The organism is Coleofasciculus sp. E2-BRE-01 (assembly GCF_040221695.1).
Taxonomy (GTDB): Bacteria; Cyanobacteriota; Cyanobacteriia; order Cyanobacteriales; family Coleofasciculaceae; genus Coleofasciculus.
The window spans coordinates 23,323-42,249 of sequence record NZ_JAVKEA010000234.1 but is presented as its reverse complement, the minus strand read 5'-3'; the positions used below and the strand labels follow the sequence as shown (position 1 = coordinate 42,249).

8 protein-coding genes and 1 pseudogene are annotated in these 18,927 nt (G+C 46.7%); 4 read left to right on the top strand and 5 right to left on the bottom strand.

What is annotated here, in order from left to right:
• Positions 1–26 precede the first annotated feature (26 nt).
• Together ftsH2 and petH are read right to left on the bottom strand one after the other, a co-directional pair.
• Positions 27–1,910 carry an ATP-dependent zinc metalloprotease FtsH2 gene (gene ftsH2, locus RIG66_RS32020; RefSeq protein WP_446383892.1) on the bottom strand — a complete coding sequence of 628 codons (1,884 nt, stop codon included), beginning with the start codon at positions 1,908–1,910 and terminating at the stop codon, positions 27–29.
• Positions 1,911–2,371: 461 nt separating this feature from the next.
• Complete coding sequence (gene petH, locus RIG66_RS32015) at positions 2,372–3,553, bottom strand: ferredoxin--NADP reductase (protein ID WP_446383890.1); 1,182 nt, start codon at positions 3,551–3,553, stop codon at positions 2,372–2,374.
• Positions 3,554–4,371: 818 nt separating this feature from the next.
• Between petH and RIG66_RS32010 the strand changes: the two genes are divergently transcribed.
• Positions 4,372–5,373 carry a phosphoribulokinase gene (locus RIG66_RS32010; RefSeq protein ID WP_446383888.1) on the top strand — a complete coding sequence of 334 codons (1,002 nt, stop codon included), beginning with the start codon at positions 4,372–4,374 and terminating at the stop codon, positions 5,371–5,373.
• A gap of 253 nt (positions 5,374–5,626) precedes the next feature.
• A complete protein-coding gene (asnB, locus tag RIG66_RS32005; RefSeq protein ID WP_446383886.1) occupies positions 5,627–7,129 on the top strand; it encodes an asparagine synthase B in 1,503 nt (500 codons plus the stop codon).
• Positions 7,130–7,311: 182 nt separating this feature from the next.
• On the opposite strand, the gene glsA (RIG66_RS32000) is transcribed toward asnB, so the two are convergent.
• Together glsA (RIG66_RS32000) and glsA (RIG66_RS31995) are read right to left on the bottom strand one after the other, a co-directional pair.
• Entirely contained in the window at positions 7,312–8,259 is a 948-nt protein-coding gene (gene glsA / locus RIG66_RS32000; RefSeq protein ID WP_446383930.1) for a glutaminase A, read from the bottom strand.
• Between the two features lie 264 nt (positions 8,260–8,523).
• Positions 8,524–9,417: pseudogene (glsA, locus tag RIG66_RS31995) on the bottom strand (glutaminase A); the annotation flags it as partial.
• Between the two features lie 192 nt (positions 9,418–9,609).
• Between glsA (RIG66_RS31995) and RIG66_RS31990 the strand changes: the two are divergent.
• Entirely contained in the window at positions 9,610–10,902 is a 1,293-nt protein-coding gene (locus RIG66_RS31990; RefSeq protein WP_446383884.1) for a class I SAM-dependent methyltransferase, read from the top strand.
• A gap of 534 nt (positions 10,903–11,436) precedes the next feature.
• On the top strand, positions 11,437–12,774 hold the full coding sequence (locus RIG66_RS31985) for an MFS transporter (protein ID WP_446383882.1): 1,338 nt from the start codon (positions 11,437–11,439) through the stop codon (positions 12,772–12,774).
• A gap of 338 nt (positions 12,775–13,112) precedes the next feature.
• On the opposite strand, the gene RIG66_RS31980 is transcribed toward RIG66_RS31985, so the two are convergent.
• Positions 13,113–18,413 (bottom strand): WD40 domain-containing protein, encoded by a 5,301-nt coding sequence (locus tag RIG66_RS31980; protein WP_446383880.1) that lies wholly within the window; start codon positions 18,411–18,413, stop codon positions 13,113–13,115.
• Between the last annotated feature and the right edge of the window lie 514 nt (positions 18,414–18,927).

Below are 18,927 nucleotides of genomic sequence, written 5' to 3'. Positions count from 1 at the left end.
CAATCAATCAATTAAACTGTCCGAAATTACAGCACAGGAACATACTGCTCCTTCTCCGGTACATGAGTATATTCCGCCACAATCTGACGAAACTCCTCGCCGTCAATCGTTTCCCTCTCAATCAACAGATCCACCAAGCGGTCAATTACGACGCGATTGTCGCGCATAATCCGCTTAGCATCGTCGTGACAATGTTCCACAATCCGGCGCACTTGTTCATCAATGCGAGATGCGACTTCTTCGGAATACTCCGCCCGATTCGTCAAGCCGCCACCGAGGAATACTTCTCCCTGTTGACTTTCTAGAGACAAAGGACCTAAATCGGACATGCCGAAACGGGTAACCATTTGTCGCGCCATTCCCGTCACCTGCTGTAAATCACCGCCAGCACCTGTGGTAACTTCAGAATGACCAAAAATCTCTTCTTCGGCAGCACGACCCCCTAATGCCCCAGTAATCCGGGCTTTAAGCTGTGCGCGGGTAATTAAGCCTTGTTCTTCACTGGGCGTAAACCAGGTTAATCCTTGCGCTTGACCCCGAGGAATTAAGGTCACTTTCTGCACTGGATCATGATCTTTTAACACTGTCCCCACGATCGCATGACCGACTTCATGATAGGCAATTAACCGCTTACTCTTGCTATCTACTAACGGTGTGCCTTCCATACCAGCCACAACCCGGTCAACAGCGTCGTTGATTTCCAGCATGGTAATCGCTTCTTTGCGACGACGGGCTGTCAGAATTGCCGCTTCATTCAACAAGTTGGCTAAATCTGCCCCAGTAAATCCAGGAGTACGCCGCGCGATCGCTTCAATGGAGATTTCCGATGCAAGTTTCTTATTCCGCGCATGGACTTCCAGGATACCAATCCGCCCTTTCAGATCCGGCGCATCGACAATTACCTGACGGTCAAATCGTCCGGGACGCAATAGGGCGGAGTCTAACACATCAGGACGGTTGGTTGCAGCAATAATGATAATCCCAGTATTGCCTTCAAATCCATCCATCTCTGTCAGCAACTGGTTCAACGTCTGCTCACGCTCATCGTTACCGCCGCCGATACCAGCACCCCGTTGTCGTCCTACGGCGTCAATCTCATCGATAAAGATCAGACAAGGTGCATTTTCCTTGGCTTTCTTGAACAAGTCACGGACACGGGACGCACCCACACCGACAAACATTTCTACGAATTCACTACCAGAGATACTAAAGAACGGAACTCCAGCTTCACCCGCGATCGCTTTCGCCAATAATGTTTTACCTGTTCCCGGAGGTCCAACTAACAGCACCCCTTTCGGAATCCGTGCGCCAACTGCCGTAAACCGTTCGGGCTGCTTCAGGAACGTAACCACTTCCTGCAATTCTTCCTTGGCTTCCTGAATTCCCGCCACATCATCGAAAAGAATTCCCGTTTTCGCTTCCATCTGGAACCGGGCGCGAGACTTACCAAAGTTCATCGCTTGACCGGGACCTCCGCCCATATTGCTGGAACGACGGAATAGGAAAAATAACCCACCAATTAATAAAATCGGAAAAATTAAATTCCCTAAGATTCCCCAAATCGCCCCATCTTGGCGTGCGGGATGGGTATCTAAAGCAATATCAGCCTCTCTCAGCTTAGTGATTAGCTCCGGAGAATTAGCAGGCAAATCGACGCGCCAGCGATTCGTTTTATTTAGCTCCGGGTCAGTCGCTTCTACAATTGCCGTTTGACCCCCATCATAGAGGTCAACACTCGTGACTCTCCCTTTCTCAACGTATTCTAAAAAGCGACCATAATTCATCCGGGTGCTGGCGGTATTTTGACTTAAATCACCAACAGCCGGAGAAAACGCTCCCTGCCATAGGAAAAACCCAATGACAAGAGCGGGTATTGTCCAAAGTAGGAGAATTCTCCAGGAAAATTTCATTGCTTATGAGCCTCTAGATATTTGTTTTCTGCTTTGGCTTTTGCTCTTAAAGAGCCTCTTGTTTAGCACAAAGCCTAGCTTAAACGGTGGTTTCAATAGGAAACTTTACTTCTGCTTAATTAAATTTAACGTAATTCTCAGGATTTGGGCAACTATCTTATAGTCATTCGTCATTTGTCATTTGTCATTTGTCATACTCGCTATCGCGAGAAGCAAGCTACGTCATTCATCCTTTGTCCATTAGTAATCCGCTTCCCCAGCTTCCCCAGCTTCCCCAGCTTCCCCAGCTTCCCCAGCTTCCCCAGCTTCCCCAGCTTCCCCATCTCCCCATCACGACACCCTACATCACGACACCCTAACCAAGAACGCGCCTACACTGGAGGATTCAATCCTCAACCTGTAGACGCGCTAATCTAAGCTAGACAAAAAACGTTTGACGTTTAGCTACCAAGGGAGCCGTATTAGTAGGTTTCAACGTGCCAGCGATGGGCTTTCTTCATAGATTTCTGGAAATCAGCCCAGTTCATCCCTTGCCGTTCAGCAGCAGCCGAAAGTGCTTCATCAATGCCATCTTCCATTCCCTTGAGTCCGCAAATATAGGTGTGGGTATTATCCTTCTGCATTAACTCAAACAGTTCATCGGCATGTTCATCCACCCGATGCTGGATATACATCTTGCCACCCTCTTTGTTCTTCTGTTCGCGGCTGATGGCATAAGTGAGACGGAAATTATCGGGAAACTCGTGCTGGAGTTTTTCCAATTCCTCTTTGTACAGAATGTTTGCCGTATAAGGGATACCAAAAATCAGCCACGCAAACCCTTTGAAATTGTAGTCTTCGTGCTTTTCTTTCAACATCCGCCATAGGTAAGCCCGGAACGGAGCAATTCCTGTACCTGTTGCCATCATCAGGATGGTAGCATCTGGATCTTCGGGAAGTAACATTTCTTTCCCAACCGGTCCTGTGATCTTGACATCATCGCTGCCAACTGGCAGATTGCACAAGTAGGTTGAGCAGACGCCATAGACGGTTTCCCCAGTTTCTGGGTGCTTGTACTCCAGTTGTCTAACACAAAGGGAAACTGTCTTATCATCCTCGTGATCTCCATGACGAGTGGAGGCAATGGAGTAGAGTCTGAGTTTATGCGGTTTACCCCTTTCGTCTTCCCCCGGTGGGATAATGCCGATACTCTGACCTTCCAAGTACCACATATCCCCGTCAGAGATGTCAAAGGTGACATGGCGAACTGTCCCTGATCCCCCTTCTGCAACCAGTTCGTAGTTTTCAATACATTTGCCTAGATAGGGTTTTTTGGGCTTGTACAGATTGACAGGAACACCCTCTTTTGAGGATTTTTTATGAACGATAGTTTCCGGCGACGGCGCTGCATGAGCTTCAGTGGCTTTGCCATTCATTCCATTCTTGGCATTCATCACACCATCAAGAGGTTGAATGCTGACGATTTTGCCACCCATGCGGGTGATTCGTTGCATTTCTTGATTCATTCGACTGTATGGCACCGTAATATACGTATTACCACTGCGACGAATGGGATAATCCATTTTGTCGGTTTCGGTGTTCTGACTTAGACCTGTCACTTCGTAAAGAAACAGACGATTCTTGGGTGTGGTGTTACTAGACATTGCGTTATTTCTCTCTAAACCAATCGATTACGATATATTGCTCAGTAAAACATTTCATCAATTCGCAACGAATGAAGCAACCTCCCAATCAGGGTTTCAGTCGCTTCATCCCGTAGAGTTGATGGCAGGTCGTTGACCTTGATACCTGGCTGTGGACTCCCGTTATTTCCCCGTTAGCTAATCCGGCAATAGATGTCCCACGCTGTAACTTTTATTCAGTGTGGGATGAATTCCCAGTAATGCAAATCCGAGTGGCATTGTATCCAATCGCTGTTTGGGCAACAGACTTGGCTTCCAGCCCACACGCTCACGACAAAGCGGAGCGTGTACAGTCGTTAACTCGGCTCAACTGGGTGGGGAATGAAGTAGGTTCAATGTATACTCTAGAATACGTCTAATTGATTGAGTTGGCAAAGTTCCGACTCTTATGACTCCTGTGGGCATCTGGTAGGAGGCAATTCTCAGCAGGTGGCTCCGGTGGAGAACTCGGTCATTGACCGACAAACAGTCAAAATCGAGTCAATTTGAAATTTTTTGATCCAATTTGCACAACTCACTTTAGGATTATGTTAAGGAATTGAGGAGAAACGTTAAGACTTGTAGACATAATCTCATTTTGGTAGAATCCACAAACAGCCGTTAGTATTAAATACTTACCCCGTGTCTGGTTGGAGTCTTATCCGCTGGGGAAGACTCACACCTGTCGCCAATCTGTGACGGGTTAAAGGCACGCGATCAACAAACGGGTTGACCCTAGACTTAGGACTTGGATTGCTGGAAACTCTATTTGAAACTATTTTTTGCGTTAGAGGGAAACTATGACCACTCAGTTAGACCGCGTGGTACTAATAGCCGTTGCTGGAGACTCTGGATGCGGGAAGTCCACATTTCTGCATCGCTTAGCCGACTTGTTTGGTGAAGAGTTTATGACGGTCATCTGCTTAGATGACTATCACAGCTTAGACCGTAAAGGGCGTAAAGCGGCAGGGGTAACAGCACTTAACCCCAAGGCGAATAATTTTGACCTGATGTATGAGCAAATCAAAGCGCTCAAAAATGGTCAGGCAATTGATAAGCCAATTTATAACCACGAGACTGGTGAACTTGATCCACCGGAACGGGTAGAACCCAATAAAGTCGTGGTAATCGAAGGATTGCACCCGTTGTACGATGAGCGCGTGCGATCGCTGGTTGATTTCGGTGTTTATCTCGATATCAGTGATGAGGTCAAGATTAACTGGAAAATCCAGCGGGACATGGCAGAACGGGGACATACCTACGAAGATATTCTAGCGTCGATTAACGCTAGACGCCCTGACTTCAGTGCTTACATCGAACCCCAAAAAGAGTTTGCTGATGTCGTGATTCAGATATTACCGACTCAGTTGCTCAAAGACGACAAGGAATGCAAGATCCTGCGGGTGCGCTTGGTTCAGAAGGAAGGTGTAGAAGGATTTGAGCCAGTCTATCTGTTTGATGAAGGGTCTACCATTGACTGGAGACCTTGTGGTCGTAAGTTGACCTGTGCTTATCCTGGGATCAAGCTGTACTATGGTCCGGATAGTTACTTCGGTCATGATGTTTCCGTCTTGGAAGTGGATGGTCAATTTGACAATCTAGAGGAGATGATTTACATCGAAAGTCACCTCAGCAACACCTCCACGAAATACTATGGTGAGATGACCGAACTGTTGCTCAAGCATAAGGACTATCCCGGTTCTAACAATGGTTCTGGGTTGTTCCAGATTCTGGTGGGGCTGAAGATGCGATCCACTTACGAACGGTTAACATCTAAGGCGCAAGTACCCGCGAATGTGTAACTGATGGAAACCGCGTCTACGTTGAAACCTGTAGTTTTTCCCGAAGATAATCTCCAGTTTTCAACTTGGACGCGATAGGGGTGGTTGTATATTGCCGATGCCATACTCTTTGATGTGGCGTGGGTTAACGATTAATCTAAGCAAGATCCCCGACTTCTTGGAGAAGTCGGGGATCTGTCTGTATGTGTCAAAATTGATAGGCGTGGCAAAATCACTCGATGGAAACCCAAACTAAAAGGAGTGCATAGCATAAATGTGTGGTATTGCTGGAATATGGGGGCAAATTGATCAAACCAGCGTTAAAAAGATGATGGATACTTTAATCCATCGAGGTCCAGACGCTGAAGGAATGTTTGTATCTCCGACTAAGGCAGGTGTTCTGGGACATCGACGGTTGAGTATTATGGACCCGCAAGGGGGAAACCAACCGATATACGGCGATCGCCAAGCGCGAGTGATTGTCGGAAATGGCGAAATTTATAACTTTCCCCAGTTACTTCCCCAGTTAGCGGAACGATTTAAGTTCCGGACTAAAAGTGATACAGAGGCAATTTTGCATCTGTACGAAGATCAGGGAATCGAGTCTGTTGACCAACTCGATGGCATGTACGCCTTTGCGATCGCGGATGGGGATAAATTCTTTGCTGCCCGTGATCCCATTGGCATCAAACCCCTATACTATGGCAAAAAAGACAATGCGTTTGTTTTTGCCTCAGAACTCAAAGCGATCGCGAATTTTTGCGACAATGTTCAGGAATTCCCAGCCGGAACCTTTTTCTCCTCAGAAACCGGGTTTTCGACGTTCTACCAAGTGCCAGATATTCAGCCAGAGGTAGACGCAGATGCAGACGCTTTAATTCGCGAAGTGCGGGAAACCGTGGAAGCGTCTGTTGTCAAGCGCCTGATGAGTGATGTTCCCCTCGGTTGCTTCCTCTCCGGTGGCTTAGACAGCAGTATCACCACGGCGGTAGCCAGACAGCATATCGAGAAACTGCATACCTTCTCGGTGGGGATTGAAGGGAGTAAAGACATAAAAGCTGCCCGTTTAGTCTCCCAGTATCTGGATACGATTCACCATGAATATCTAATTACACCCAAAGAAGTTCAGGAGAAGCTACCCGAAATAATTTATTCCTTGGAATCCTTTGACCAAGACTTAGTTCGTAGTGCGATTCCTTGTTACTTTACCTCACGACTCGCCGCCGAGTATGTCAAGGTGATTCTCACGGGCGAGGGGGCTGATGAACTGTTTGCGGGTTACACCTACTACAAAGGCATTCCTGATAACGATACACTACATCGCGAATTGCGTCGCTCAGTGACGAGCCTGCACAATATTAACTTACAGCGAGTTGACCGTTTAACCATGGCTCACTCCCTGGAAGGACGAGTTCCCTTTTTAGATCTGAAAATGATTGAACTCGGTCAAAGAATTCCCGCCCATTTAAAACTCGCGGGTGATCCATTAGTAGAAAAATGGATTTTGCGAAAAGCCTTTGAGGATCTGCTACCTTCTGAAATTGTTTGGCGCACGAAAGAGCAGTTTGATGAAGGCAGTGGCACAGTGGATTTATTAACGCAAATGCTGGCAAAGGGAATGAGTGAAGACGAAGCCCAAGCCTATCGCCAGAAACATCCAGAAGCGCGATTACGTTCTGCGGAAGAGTGCTATTATCATCAGATCTTTATGGATGTATTTGAGCAGCCGGAATCAATTCTGGCGAATGTTGCTCGTTGGTCAGAACGACCCGTTTAGGGGAGCTGGGGGAGCAGGGGAAGCAGATGGGAGCAGGGGGAGCAGGGGGAGCAGGGGAAGCAGGGGAAGCAGATGGGAGCAGGGGGAGCAGGGGGAGCAGGGGAAGCAGGGGAAGCAGGGGGAGCAATGTAGAGACGTGCCATGGCACGTCTGGGAGCCGGGGGAGAAGGAGGGGCAAATCTTTAAGATTGAAAGATGTGTAAGCCGAAGCGCCTCGATAGTTCCTCACACACTTTAATCCCTCGGATACTGTTCCCCCGCTTATCCAAGGGCGGTGAAAAGACGGCAATTCCCATTACACCGGGAACAACGCCAATAATGCCGCCACCGACACCACTCTTAGCCGGAAATCCGACTTTGTACACCCATTCCCCCGCAAAGTCATACATGCCACAGGTAAACATAATACTCAGTAAGTCCTTAACATAGGGGGAATGAATCGCTTGTTCTCCCGTCATTGGATTGATCCCATTGTTGGCAAGGGTGGCTCCCATCACCGCTAAATCGTGGCAGTTGATAATGACCGAACACTGCTGGAGATAGAGATCAAGGGTTTGTTTAATGTCCCCAGAAATCATGCCAAAGTTCCGTAGCAAGTACGCAATTGCCCAGTTGCGATCGCCTGCTGTCTGTTCGGAGACTAAGGTGGGTGTATCGACAAAGACACGGTGACCAATATAGCGGCGATACATTTCCAGGATGCGATTGAGCCGATGGGCGGGTCTTTTTCCCTCAATTAAATTGGTAATCGCGATCGCACCTGTATTTACCATGGGATTGTAGGGGCGCTTGGAGTTCTCCTCAACCTTGATTAGCGAGTTATAGGCATCTCCGGTTGGTTCCACATCCACTCGGCTGACCACATAATCCCGTCCCCAATCCGAAAGTGCCATTCCATAGGCAAACACTTTCGAGATGGACTGAATTAAGAACGGTTGCTCCCAATCGCCAACCGTGTAAACTTGACCATCGACGGTAACAATACAGATACCAAACCAATCGGGGTTAATTTCCACCAGATCCGGTTCGCTTACATAAATTTTCCCTTGTTTGATGGGAAGATACTGGCGATGCAGTTCCCGCAAATCGGTAATAAAGGACGTGGGACTCACATGCAACTGAGCGATCATGGCTGCTGAGTTGAGTTTTGGCATAACCTTGGGGAGGGCTTCTCGCATCGGTAGCGTGTTCGTTGTGCCTTCATCAACTGCCCGCGACTGGGGATAGGACGGTGTTTGGGACATCGCCAATGGGTCATTTTTAATCGGCATACCGTTGTTACTGTCTAGGTCAATCCTGTCTGGGAAATCACCTGACATCTCAACGACTTTATCAAAGACATGAAGTCGCAAGTGCTTAGAGAGGGCTTCAAATACCTTGACCCCTCGCAGGCTTTTACTGTGTTCCCCTAGGGGAGGAGAAAACACAGCAATTCCCATTTGGTTGGGAACGACGCCAATAATTGCCCCAGATAGACCACTTTTGGCAGGAAGACCGACTTTATACGCCCATTGACCGGAGAAGTCATAGAGACCACAGGTGTACATGATGCTGATTAAGTTTTTCACATAATCGGCTTTCAAGGCGCTTTCTCCTGTAATTGGATTGATGCCAGCATTTGCCAGAGTACCCGCCATCACCGCTAAGTCCTGGCAATTGACCATTAAGGCGCACTGCTGGAAGTAAAGGTCGAGAATGTCATCAATCTTGCCTTCGAGCAAGCCAAAATTCTGCATGATGTAGGCGATCGCTCGATTCAGGTTATCGGTTTTCTTCTTGGACTGGAAAACAGCCTGATCCACTTGCACGTCTCGACCGATATAGCGGTGGAACATACGCAGTAAGCGAGTTTGCCGCTCAAATAAATCTAATCCTTTAATCAGGCTGGTGGTGGCGATCGCGCCCGCATTCACCATCGGATTATATTTTCGCTCTTGGATCTCCTCATGTTCGATAATTTCATTAAAGGGTTCTCCGGTTGGTTCAACCCCAATTCGTTCCAAAACATAGTCCAGTCCGCGATCTTCGAGAGCCAGTCCATAGACAAACGGTTTTGAAATTGACTGAATCGTAAACGGGATCGACGTATCACCAACGGTATAAACCTGACCATCCACCGTCACCACCGTAATCCCAAACCAATCCGGATTCGCTTGTGCCAACTCTGGGATATAGTCGGCGACTGATCCGGCTTTCAGAGGCTGATATAAGCGATGCAAATCTTGGAGGATATCGGGTAACTGCTCCGTTATTTTGGCTCGTGTTTGCAACTCGTTGGTGTTGATCATCCTGGTCTGCTGTTTCCGAACTGGCTTAATTTTTATTCATAAAGTAATTTATCTTGGGTCAAGGCTGATAAACAGCACACAATGAACAATCAATCGGGCAAAGTCAGAGCGTGGTAAGATTAACTGGCTTTTGCTGTATCTGAGGCGACGCTGGGATCAATCCCAGTCGTTTATAGAATCAGGCATTGATGAATGTCCCTAATTAGCAACAATCTCAACCGCATGAAGCAACTCGACGTTCTTAAAAATTACGCCAAAGCTGTAGCGATTGGTGCTTATGACCATCATTCTCCCGGTCTATTTGGTAAACATGACAATGTGAGACGGTTATGGGAAGACCGCTTTAACCGTAATGTCATGAGTCATTTTCTCAGTCCCCTCGTTATCCAGAAGCAAGACGAAGGAACTGATCTGCGGGTGATGGATTTGGGCTGTGGTGCGGGAGAAGGCTTAGGTATTCTGACGAGTTTACCCCAAACTCCGCCAACACTTGATGCTCAGATTAAGACTGTGCTGGATTATCAGGATATTGGTCACTACAAGGGTGTGGATATCAGTCCAGCGATGATTGAGAAAGCCGCAACTCTCCATGCTGACCACCCGCAAACCAAGTTTGAAGTCGCGGATTTGAATGAAGGGCTACCCATTGCTGTAGGGGAACCTGCCTACGATATCTACTTTTCTTCTTATGGGGCATTGTCACACCTCAACGATCGCTCATTAGCCAGAGTGATTGGCGATATTTGCGACCATATAGGAGACAAAGCCATTTTTGTGGGTGATTTTCTGGGTCGTTATTCCTATGAGTGGCCCCGCTACTGGGGAGAATCGGCTGGGAAGCAATCCACGATGAATACCTACTCAATGTCCTACATCTATCCCCCAGATGCTAGGGGCGAAATTGAGGTGGAACGATTTGAGATTCGGTATTGGGGTGGCGAGGAGTTCGATCAGTTTATCCACGCCGTAGCGGAGAGTAAAGGGGTAAAGATTTCCCGACGACGATTGTGCGATCGCTCGATTTTGGTGGGTCGCCACATGAATACCCGTGAATTTAATCCGGAAGCGCCTCCAATTCGGGCGGCGATTAACTCTCTACATGAAATTAACTGTCGCACCGATTTGTCTCAGTTAATTTTTGAGTATCGTCCCCATCCGGATCATCCTCACATCAATCGCTTCTTCTCGAATTTTCAAGAGGCTTGGAATGTAGTCGTTTATGCCTGCATTGAGGCTCTAGATCAGTGGCGCAACCCTCATAAGTTACTCGCTGAACCGCAAGCGGGTTATCCCCCTGTTGTCCAAGACGCGATCCGCACAATTCGCAACGTGGTACGCACAGCACCGACACTGTGTTTTGAAGACCCTAGAGCCAATTTAGTTGAACCCCAACTTGCCTATTTGTTGCGGAATCTAGAGTGGAACTTCCAGCAAGGTTTAGGAACTGCCCATGGACTTTTGGTCGTCTATGAGTTTTCCAGATAATGCTTAACAGTGTTACGTTTTCAGGGTAACAAACCAGTAGAGATGTTCCAATACAACGTCTCTACTAAACTCATTCAATCACTAAGTCAGGGTTCTAAATAGGGTCTGCTGAATAAGGGTTGTGGTGGGGTTAGGGAGCAGGGGTAAGCTGTTCGGAATTTAAACCTTAATGTCAATAATAGCGAAAGCCGTGTAGTGCGAGCATCTTGCTCGCTACTAATACCCAATTTAAATGCATGACAGCTTAGTAGAAACGTTCTGGTAGAACGTCTGGAAGCAGAGGAAACAGACAGAAGATCTTGATGGCTAGAAGATGTATACTTAGGGATATAGGCATTTATCTACTCATTTAATCCCAAAGGAGACCTCATATTAGCTTGGCAGCTTCGCTACAATTTGTTGGCTTCAGACAATTGGCTCTGAGCGACGAATAGTCAGGACTTTGCGACCAAGCCCAGCCCTAGTTTAGAGAAATTTTATGCGGCTTTTTTATGTAAATGAGCCGCAAATTATCTATAAATTTACAGAAAATTTATGGTTAAAGTTAGATCCTCATCTTCAACTCCGCTTTGGTTTTTCCACTTAGTTCCGTACAAAATAGGGGAATGCTTTTTCATTAACCTGCTTCCCCTTTTTATCGTGCAAGTCTTTGGTGGGAGTATCACCGATGTAGGTAAAACCAATTCCTTAGTCTCCCTGGCTGGTGTGGTTGCTTTTATCCTGTGGGGAAATCTCTCTGACCGATTAGGATACCGTCGCCCGTTTCTAATTCTAGGATATGTTGGATTTGCGTTGTGTATGTGGCGGATTGGTGTGGCAGACAATTTGGTTCAAGTGCAGCAATTCAGTATATTGGCAGGATTTGTGATGGCAGCCATTATTCCTGTATCCACTGCCCTCGTATTAGACACTATTCCCGAAAAACAATGGTCTCAATCATTTGGTCGGTTTTATCTGATTGGGGGTTGGAGTTTTGTTATCGCTTTAATTGGCGGCGGGATTTGGCAAGAACTTGTCTCGGATTCGTGGGGTACTGTCTCAGCGATGCGAAGTTTATTTGTTTTTGCATCTGGGGCAACATTTCTCAGCTTAATTCTCTGTTTAATCTGGGTAAAGGAACCGCCGCAGGTTCGTCCAAATCGCCTATTTAGCCCATCGTTACTGGGACGACTCTCTGTCGGTGTGATTGAACGGCGAGTGCTGTTTTATCCATCCCGGATGATTTACTTTATCCTGCGTCCAGAGTGGTTAAATCAGGCGCATCAAAAACTCTATAGTCCCCTTAATCTTTATTACCTTTGTTCGGCTCTATTTTTTCTAGCGGTTCAAATTGTCTATCTTCCCTTCCCGATTTTTCTGGCTGAGGTTTTGGGAGCGACCAATTCCTTGATTTTCTTAATTATTTTTGGCAAGGCGTTGATTGAGGCATTTCTCTATTTTCCCATCGGTCGGTTTGTACAAAACCATGACAGCCTTAGATGGCAAACGCTGGGAACAGCCGTGCGGGTGGCAGTTTTTATTGTTTTTACCCTTCTGGCACTTTTAAAGCCAACACCAGCGAGTTTAGTTATGATTGGATTTGCTCATCTGTTTACGGGTGTAACCTGGGCTGTGATTAATGTTGCCAGTACCCTTTCAGTCGCAAGTTTGGCAACCAAAGGTGAGGAAGGAATGGCGCTGGGAGTCTATAATTCAATTATTGGGGTGGCAACAATGGTGGGTTCTCTTGTCAGCGGCTATATAGCGGCGAGTTTTGGATATAGTTGGTGTTTTGCCACGGGTACAGTTTTGACGGGGTTAACGGTTGTTTGTTTTTGGTTACTTGAATTAATTATGCAAAACGACAGTAAAAAAGTTCTGTCATTCCCTTAAATGGGTATTCTATTTTAGGAATTACAACGGAAATAATAGAAATAGCAGAGAACTAAAGTTCTGGCTAAAAGCTAAAACCCGTTAAAACGGGTTCAAAGACTTAAATTGTCATACAGCGGTAACAGCTATATTAACACACCCTGCTACCGTTAAAGTCCCTCTTCAGATCCCCTTGTCGATCCCCCTCCCGTCCCCCTTCAAAAGGGGGAAGCCAAAGGCATCGAACTTTTAAAATTACATATCTTGATATATCGTAGGGTGGGCATCGCCCACCAGCCAAAATTTCAGTATCATTCGACTAGATTGCCAGGAAAGATGAACGATGAACGTGAAATTATCTATCTCCCCTCACACAATGCCCTAAAATCCTGGGAATTGGCATTATTAAGGGTTAACGACTCTGAATGATTTTGTAAATAATCCTCCAACCAATAACAACTGCGTTCGACTAAATCCGTTAAATCTAAATTCCACAAAATAACCGTCGTGTCTTGAGACGCTGATGCCAAAATATTACCATCAGGACTGAAACTGACGCCAAACACAGCATCCTGATGACCGATAAAGGAGTTAATTAAATGACCGGTTTGCCTACTCCAAAGATTAACGGTTTTGTCATCACTTCCTGAGGCAATAAAGTTGCCATCGGGACTAAAGCTTACCCAATTAACTGATCCATTATGTCCCTTCAAGGGACGCACTAACTTTCCCTCTCGATTCCAGAGATTCACCGTTCCATCATTGCTGGCTGAGGCAATAAACTCGCCATCGGGACTAAAGGTTACCCAATTTACCGAATCTGTATGCCCCCTCAATGTTTTGATAAACCTGCCGTTACGACTCCAAAGTTTCACCGTTGTATCTTCAGATGCGGATGCAATTAAAGACCCATCAGGACTAAAACTTACGCCCCACACTGTCCCTTGATGACCGCTTAAGGTTTTCTCCAATTTGCCATCAATTTGCCATAGTTTGACTGTTTGATCCGCGCTACTGGATACGAGTCGCTGACCATCGGGACTAAAATTAACACTGGTTACCCCATCCTTATGTCCGGACAGGGTTTTCTGCCAGGTTCCATCTTGATTCCAGATTTTAATTGTCTTATCGTCACTGCCTGTGGCTAGGGTCTCACCGTTATCTGAAAAACTAACACTATTGACCGAATCTTGATGTGCTGCAATTGTTTTTAACAATTGCCCCTGACGAGTCCAAAGTTTCACCGTATTATCCCAGCTAGCGGTAGCAATTCTCTGACCATTGGCGGAAAAACTGACACTGCTGATGGGTTGGCTATGTCCAGGAATCGGTTGCAACATACCTCCCTCAACTTGCCAGAGTTTGATGGTATTATCGGCACTGGCAGAGGCTAATATTTTGCCATTGGGACTGAATCCTAATCCCAGAATTGCTTTACCATGTCCCTGTAATGTGTCAATTAATGTACCATCGGGACGCCAGAGTTTAATCGTATTGTCGTCACTCCCAGAGGCTATCATCTGACCATCTGGACTATAAGTAACGGTAATTACAGCATCTTGATGTCCGGATAGGGTGTTGAGTAATTTGCCATCAGTTCGCCACAGTTTGACGGTTTTATCTGCACTGGCAGAGACGAGATATTGTCCATCGGGACTAAAACTGATGTCGAGTACAGGTTGATTGTGGGCGGTTAAGGTTTTGAGTAATGTACCATCAGATTGCCACAGTTTAATTGTTTTATCACGACTGGCTGAAGCAATCAACTGACCATTGGTAGAAAAACTTACATCTAACACCCAATGATTATGACCGGAAAGGGTTTTCAGCAGCTTTCCGTCATCGATACGCCAGAGTTTAACCGTATTATCCTCACTCGCAGAGACAAGTCGTTGACCATCGGGACTAAAGCTGATACTGTGGACACGATCGCGATGTCCAATTAAGGTTCTTAATAATCGACCCTCTCGACTCCAAAGTTTAATCGTATTATCCTCACTCGCAGAGGCTAATATCTCACCCTGAGGACTGAAGCGAACCGCATACACCCCCTGATTATGTCTCCCTACTTCATTCAACCATTCCCCTTGCTGACTCCACAGTTGAATCGTTTTATCCCTAGACGCCGATGCAATTAATTTCCCATCGGGACTAAAGCTAACGCTACTTACCCAATCATTATGTTTGGTTAAACGGTTGCGTTCTTTCACGCCATATACCACCTGTTGCAATGTAGAAATCACCCGCATCCGGGTTTCCTGTGTCACTCCCAGGGCTTGTTTTAATTCTTTAGCGGCGGATAAACTTTTCAGTAAAGCGTCAAATTTACGGTTGGACGCAACCAAGGCTTCGGCTGAAGCATTTAGGGCAATTAATCGGGCATTGGTTTCACTAAATACTGCCCGAAATACCAGTCCGACGGCAATCACTGCCAATGTTGCTAATGTCACGCCCGCAATTCGGGCTTCTTGCAAACGGCGTCGTAGAACTTGATTCAATTTCCCCTCGGCTTGCTGTTGCTTTTCCACAGCAGCGGCATGTTTTTTCGTCGCCGCTGATAATTTAGACCGCAGGCTTTTTTCCCGAATCAGTTGTTGGATCTTATTTTGACTCTCTTTATCTTTTTGTCGCAGTGCTTCGAGTTCTTTTCGCAAACTATTTTGTTCGTTTTGGCGGATAAATTCTACCAGGTAATCGTGAACCAATTGATAGCGATGAGTAGGAATTTCGGGTAACAGGAAGACTAAGCCAGATTTCTCTAATATTTCTAAGATTAAATCCAGAGGCTGGGCGTCAATATCCGATTCAATGACTAATTCGGCACGGGTTTTTAAGGGACGATTATTATTTTCATCGGTGAGAAGTTGCAACACCAGCCAAGCCGCCTGTTCGTTTTCTGCGCCACAGTCTTTTAGGGCTTTTTCCAGGAAGCGTTCCGCCAGCTTTTCCACCGGACCTCGTTGCCGATATTGTGCCAGCGTGGTGATATTTTCAGCTTGTAACTGCGCCCCAACCACTTGCAATTCAATCGGACGAACTTCTCCCAGTTCTCGACCTAAATCTTGAACTAAGGCATCAATTAATGCGGGTTCTAGGTAAAAATGGGCGCGTTCGGTGAGGCTTTGGATTACCGCCCGGGCATCGGGACGGGAAAAGTTACCTAACGGGTAGCGATTTTTGCGATCTAATATGTTATTGTCGATTGCCTCTAGATTCAGTTTCTCGAAGTCTAATAAGTAGTGTAAGAAGTCTTCGCGAATGGAAATAATAACTTTGACAAAGGAGAGATTTAAACAAGTCTGGAAAAACTGATGAAATAAGCGCGTTTGCTGGGCAGAAGCATGTCCCAGGAAAAATTCCTCAAACTGGTCAAAGATTAACACGGTTAAGATATTGCGATCGGCGTTATCTCGTAACAGTGCCAGCAGTTGATTGAGAATGGCTGCATCGGAACCGTCGTCACCTAGGGCTTCTGAGGGGGTATAAGCCTCAGATTTAGGCGGGGTTAACCCAGATAGGGCGGTTCTGACGCCTTTATCCAGTTCCTTAATCCAATCGGTATACACTTGCAGTACCACAGGTAACACTAAGCGATCGCCTAATGCTCTATGCTTTAGGGCAGGAACTAAGCCAGCGGAAACGATGGAACTCTTACCCACACCAGAAGGTCCATGAATCACCGTTAATTGGCAATCCGCCCGGCTTAAGCGTTCAATTAAACGTTGTACATCCTGTTGACGCCCGGATGTGGCTATTTCTTGTGCCACAATTTCTTGCTGTTCAACCGGGCTTAAGGTAGGATTAGATACGGCTCGTCGAGGCTGGAGACGAGCCGCACCAATGAAGGCACGAAATCCATAGAGTTGTTCGACTGCCCCTTGTTCTTGCTTAATCTGAAAGGCTTCTAAGTAACGGTGTTGCTCAAAGTACAGCCGCCGTAAGCTTTCCAGGAGATATAAGTAACGTTGGGGTTCGTAGCGATAATCGCTGTTGGCAATCGCATCCGTTAAGTCTTGACTCGCCCGTTTCAGGTGCTGGGTGGCTTCTGCTGATTGACGCAACTGATGATAGGATTTGACAACGATGAGTTGATAGAGTTGAGTCAATAAATAGGGATGTAAGCCTTGGTAGTTTTGAAGTTGATCCGAGACCGACTCTAACCGAGAGAGGGCTTGCCGCGCCCAGTGATTGGCATCATTCCAGCGCCGTTTCACGAGGGCGACTTCAGCTAAAAAGCCGTAATCTTGCGCCAGTTGCACCGGAGAACCGTAGTGTTGATGGACTCGTAAGCACTGTTGGGCGACGTGTTGCAGGGAGTCCCAGCCTTCCAAATGTTGCAACACTTCCGCCTGTTGGGTAATAAACTGCGCCACTAAATCCGGACGTTCCGCCCGTTCAAACGCCTCAACCGCTTGCTGAAGATAGGGCCAAGCTTCTTCCCAGTTGCGGTGTCGTTGCGCCCGATGCAAGTCTGCATTCCGGCAATAACATAAGCCTAAATGAAATAGGAGAACACCTTGACGTTCTAAGTTATTGGTGACGCGCCAATACCAAAGGCTTTTTTGATAACGGATAACGGCGGCATCGATATAATCATTGGCATAATCATATTGCCCTAAAACAAATTGCAGACTCGCTTCTAGTTCCGGAGTAATCGTTTCTTGGCGCTGTTCTAAGTCATGGAGGGCGCAGTCAAGTTCGGCGCGGGAGCGACATCCTGTGGCTAAATTGAGATGGGCATGGTGGGTACAGATACGCCACGGCGCATATCGTCCCGGAGTTCCTTTTAGTACAGTTTTAAATAGGGAGTCTGCTTTTTGTTGCAGCAAATCGAGGAGTTCATCGGTAGCAATTTCAAACTTAATTGGAGTTGCCGCCCAACTGCTAAAATCGGGAGCAGAGCGGACGAGTTTGTGCAATACTTCGTCATTCACCCATAAGACTAGGGGGAAGGGTAAGCGTTTGCGAAATTCATCCCGCACTTGATTGGTGGAGGTGAGCAAGTCATCCAGGGCTTCGACGGATTCGAGTCCCAGGATAATTAGAGCGGGAGGGGGATCAATACGGCTCGAATCAGCTCTAATTTTAATTTCTTCTCCCAGACGTTCCACCGGAACGTCTCTACAAGCTTCCCCTGCTTCTCTATCTTGAGGAAGGTAGGGGCGGGGTTCACCATTATTGTTGGTTGTTACCCTGATGTGACTAAACCCACCCCCTTCTTGGAGAGGTTCCACCGAGAGACTTTCCGGTGGAACCTCCCTATCATCTTCTTGATTTTCCTGTTTTTTCGCCTCCCCCAGTAGAGTGGGTTTGGTTAAGCTATGGGTTGTGTCGGAAATGTTATCGTTAAAAGCTGTCCCTACAACCTTATTGCCAGACGCGCCATGGCGCGTCTCTACCGGCTGATTCCTGTCCACATAATTCTGAATCGTGGTGTAAAGGGTGGTGACGGATTCGGGGAGAACTAATTCCTGAATTTGATATCGACCTTGAGCGCGTTCGTGCAGTTGGTGTAATATACGCTTCTGTAGCCGCTTGTAATTACAGCGCACTAGGACAAGGGAAAATTCACCCTGAGAAAAGGCGATCGCGCGATCGAGGGCGTTCAATGAACTCTGGTTATAGTCGGCTACGTCTTCGGGTTGTTTGGTTTCAATCATTGGGAAACGTTGTTCCTGGTTCGTCCCGCATGGGATTGATGGCAACTGGATGACAAGGTAAAACAGCAGTGAACTTGACTTTCTTCTTATAGTGTGATACATCACGACCGGAAACAACAACGTCCGCTCCGATTGGTTATCCGAATAGGGGATATCTTGGCGTTAAATGTATTGAGGGTTAAGGTGTGCTCAAGGTTCCTTTGGCGACTATAACCCAACCCATTTAAAATATAGGCAAATATGCGATGGGCAACCTGAGTAAGAGTGACCCGAGTAAATTGAATAGACGGGTATTATTAAGTAATGCAAGGACGTCGCCACTACCGATTATTAATTTGACCAAACGGATGATCAGAGAAATTGACATGATCACAATTGTAGGGGCGAGTCGCTGCTTAAATGTGGAGGTATGAGAATTAACCTAACTCGACTCGCCTCAATCTAAATGTAGGCGGTGTCAGAGAATGACCGAGAATAGGGAATGAATCCAATGAAGTGGAGTTAACAGGTAAAA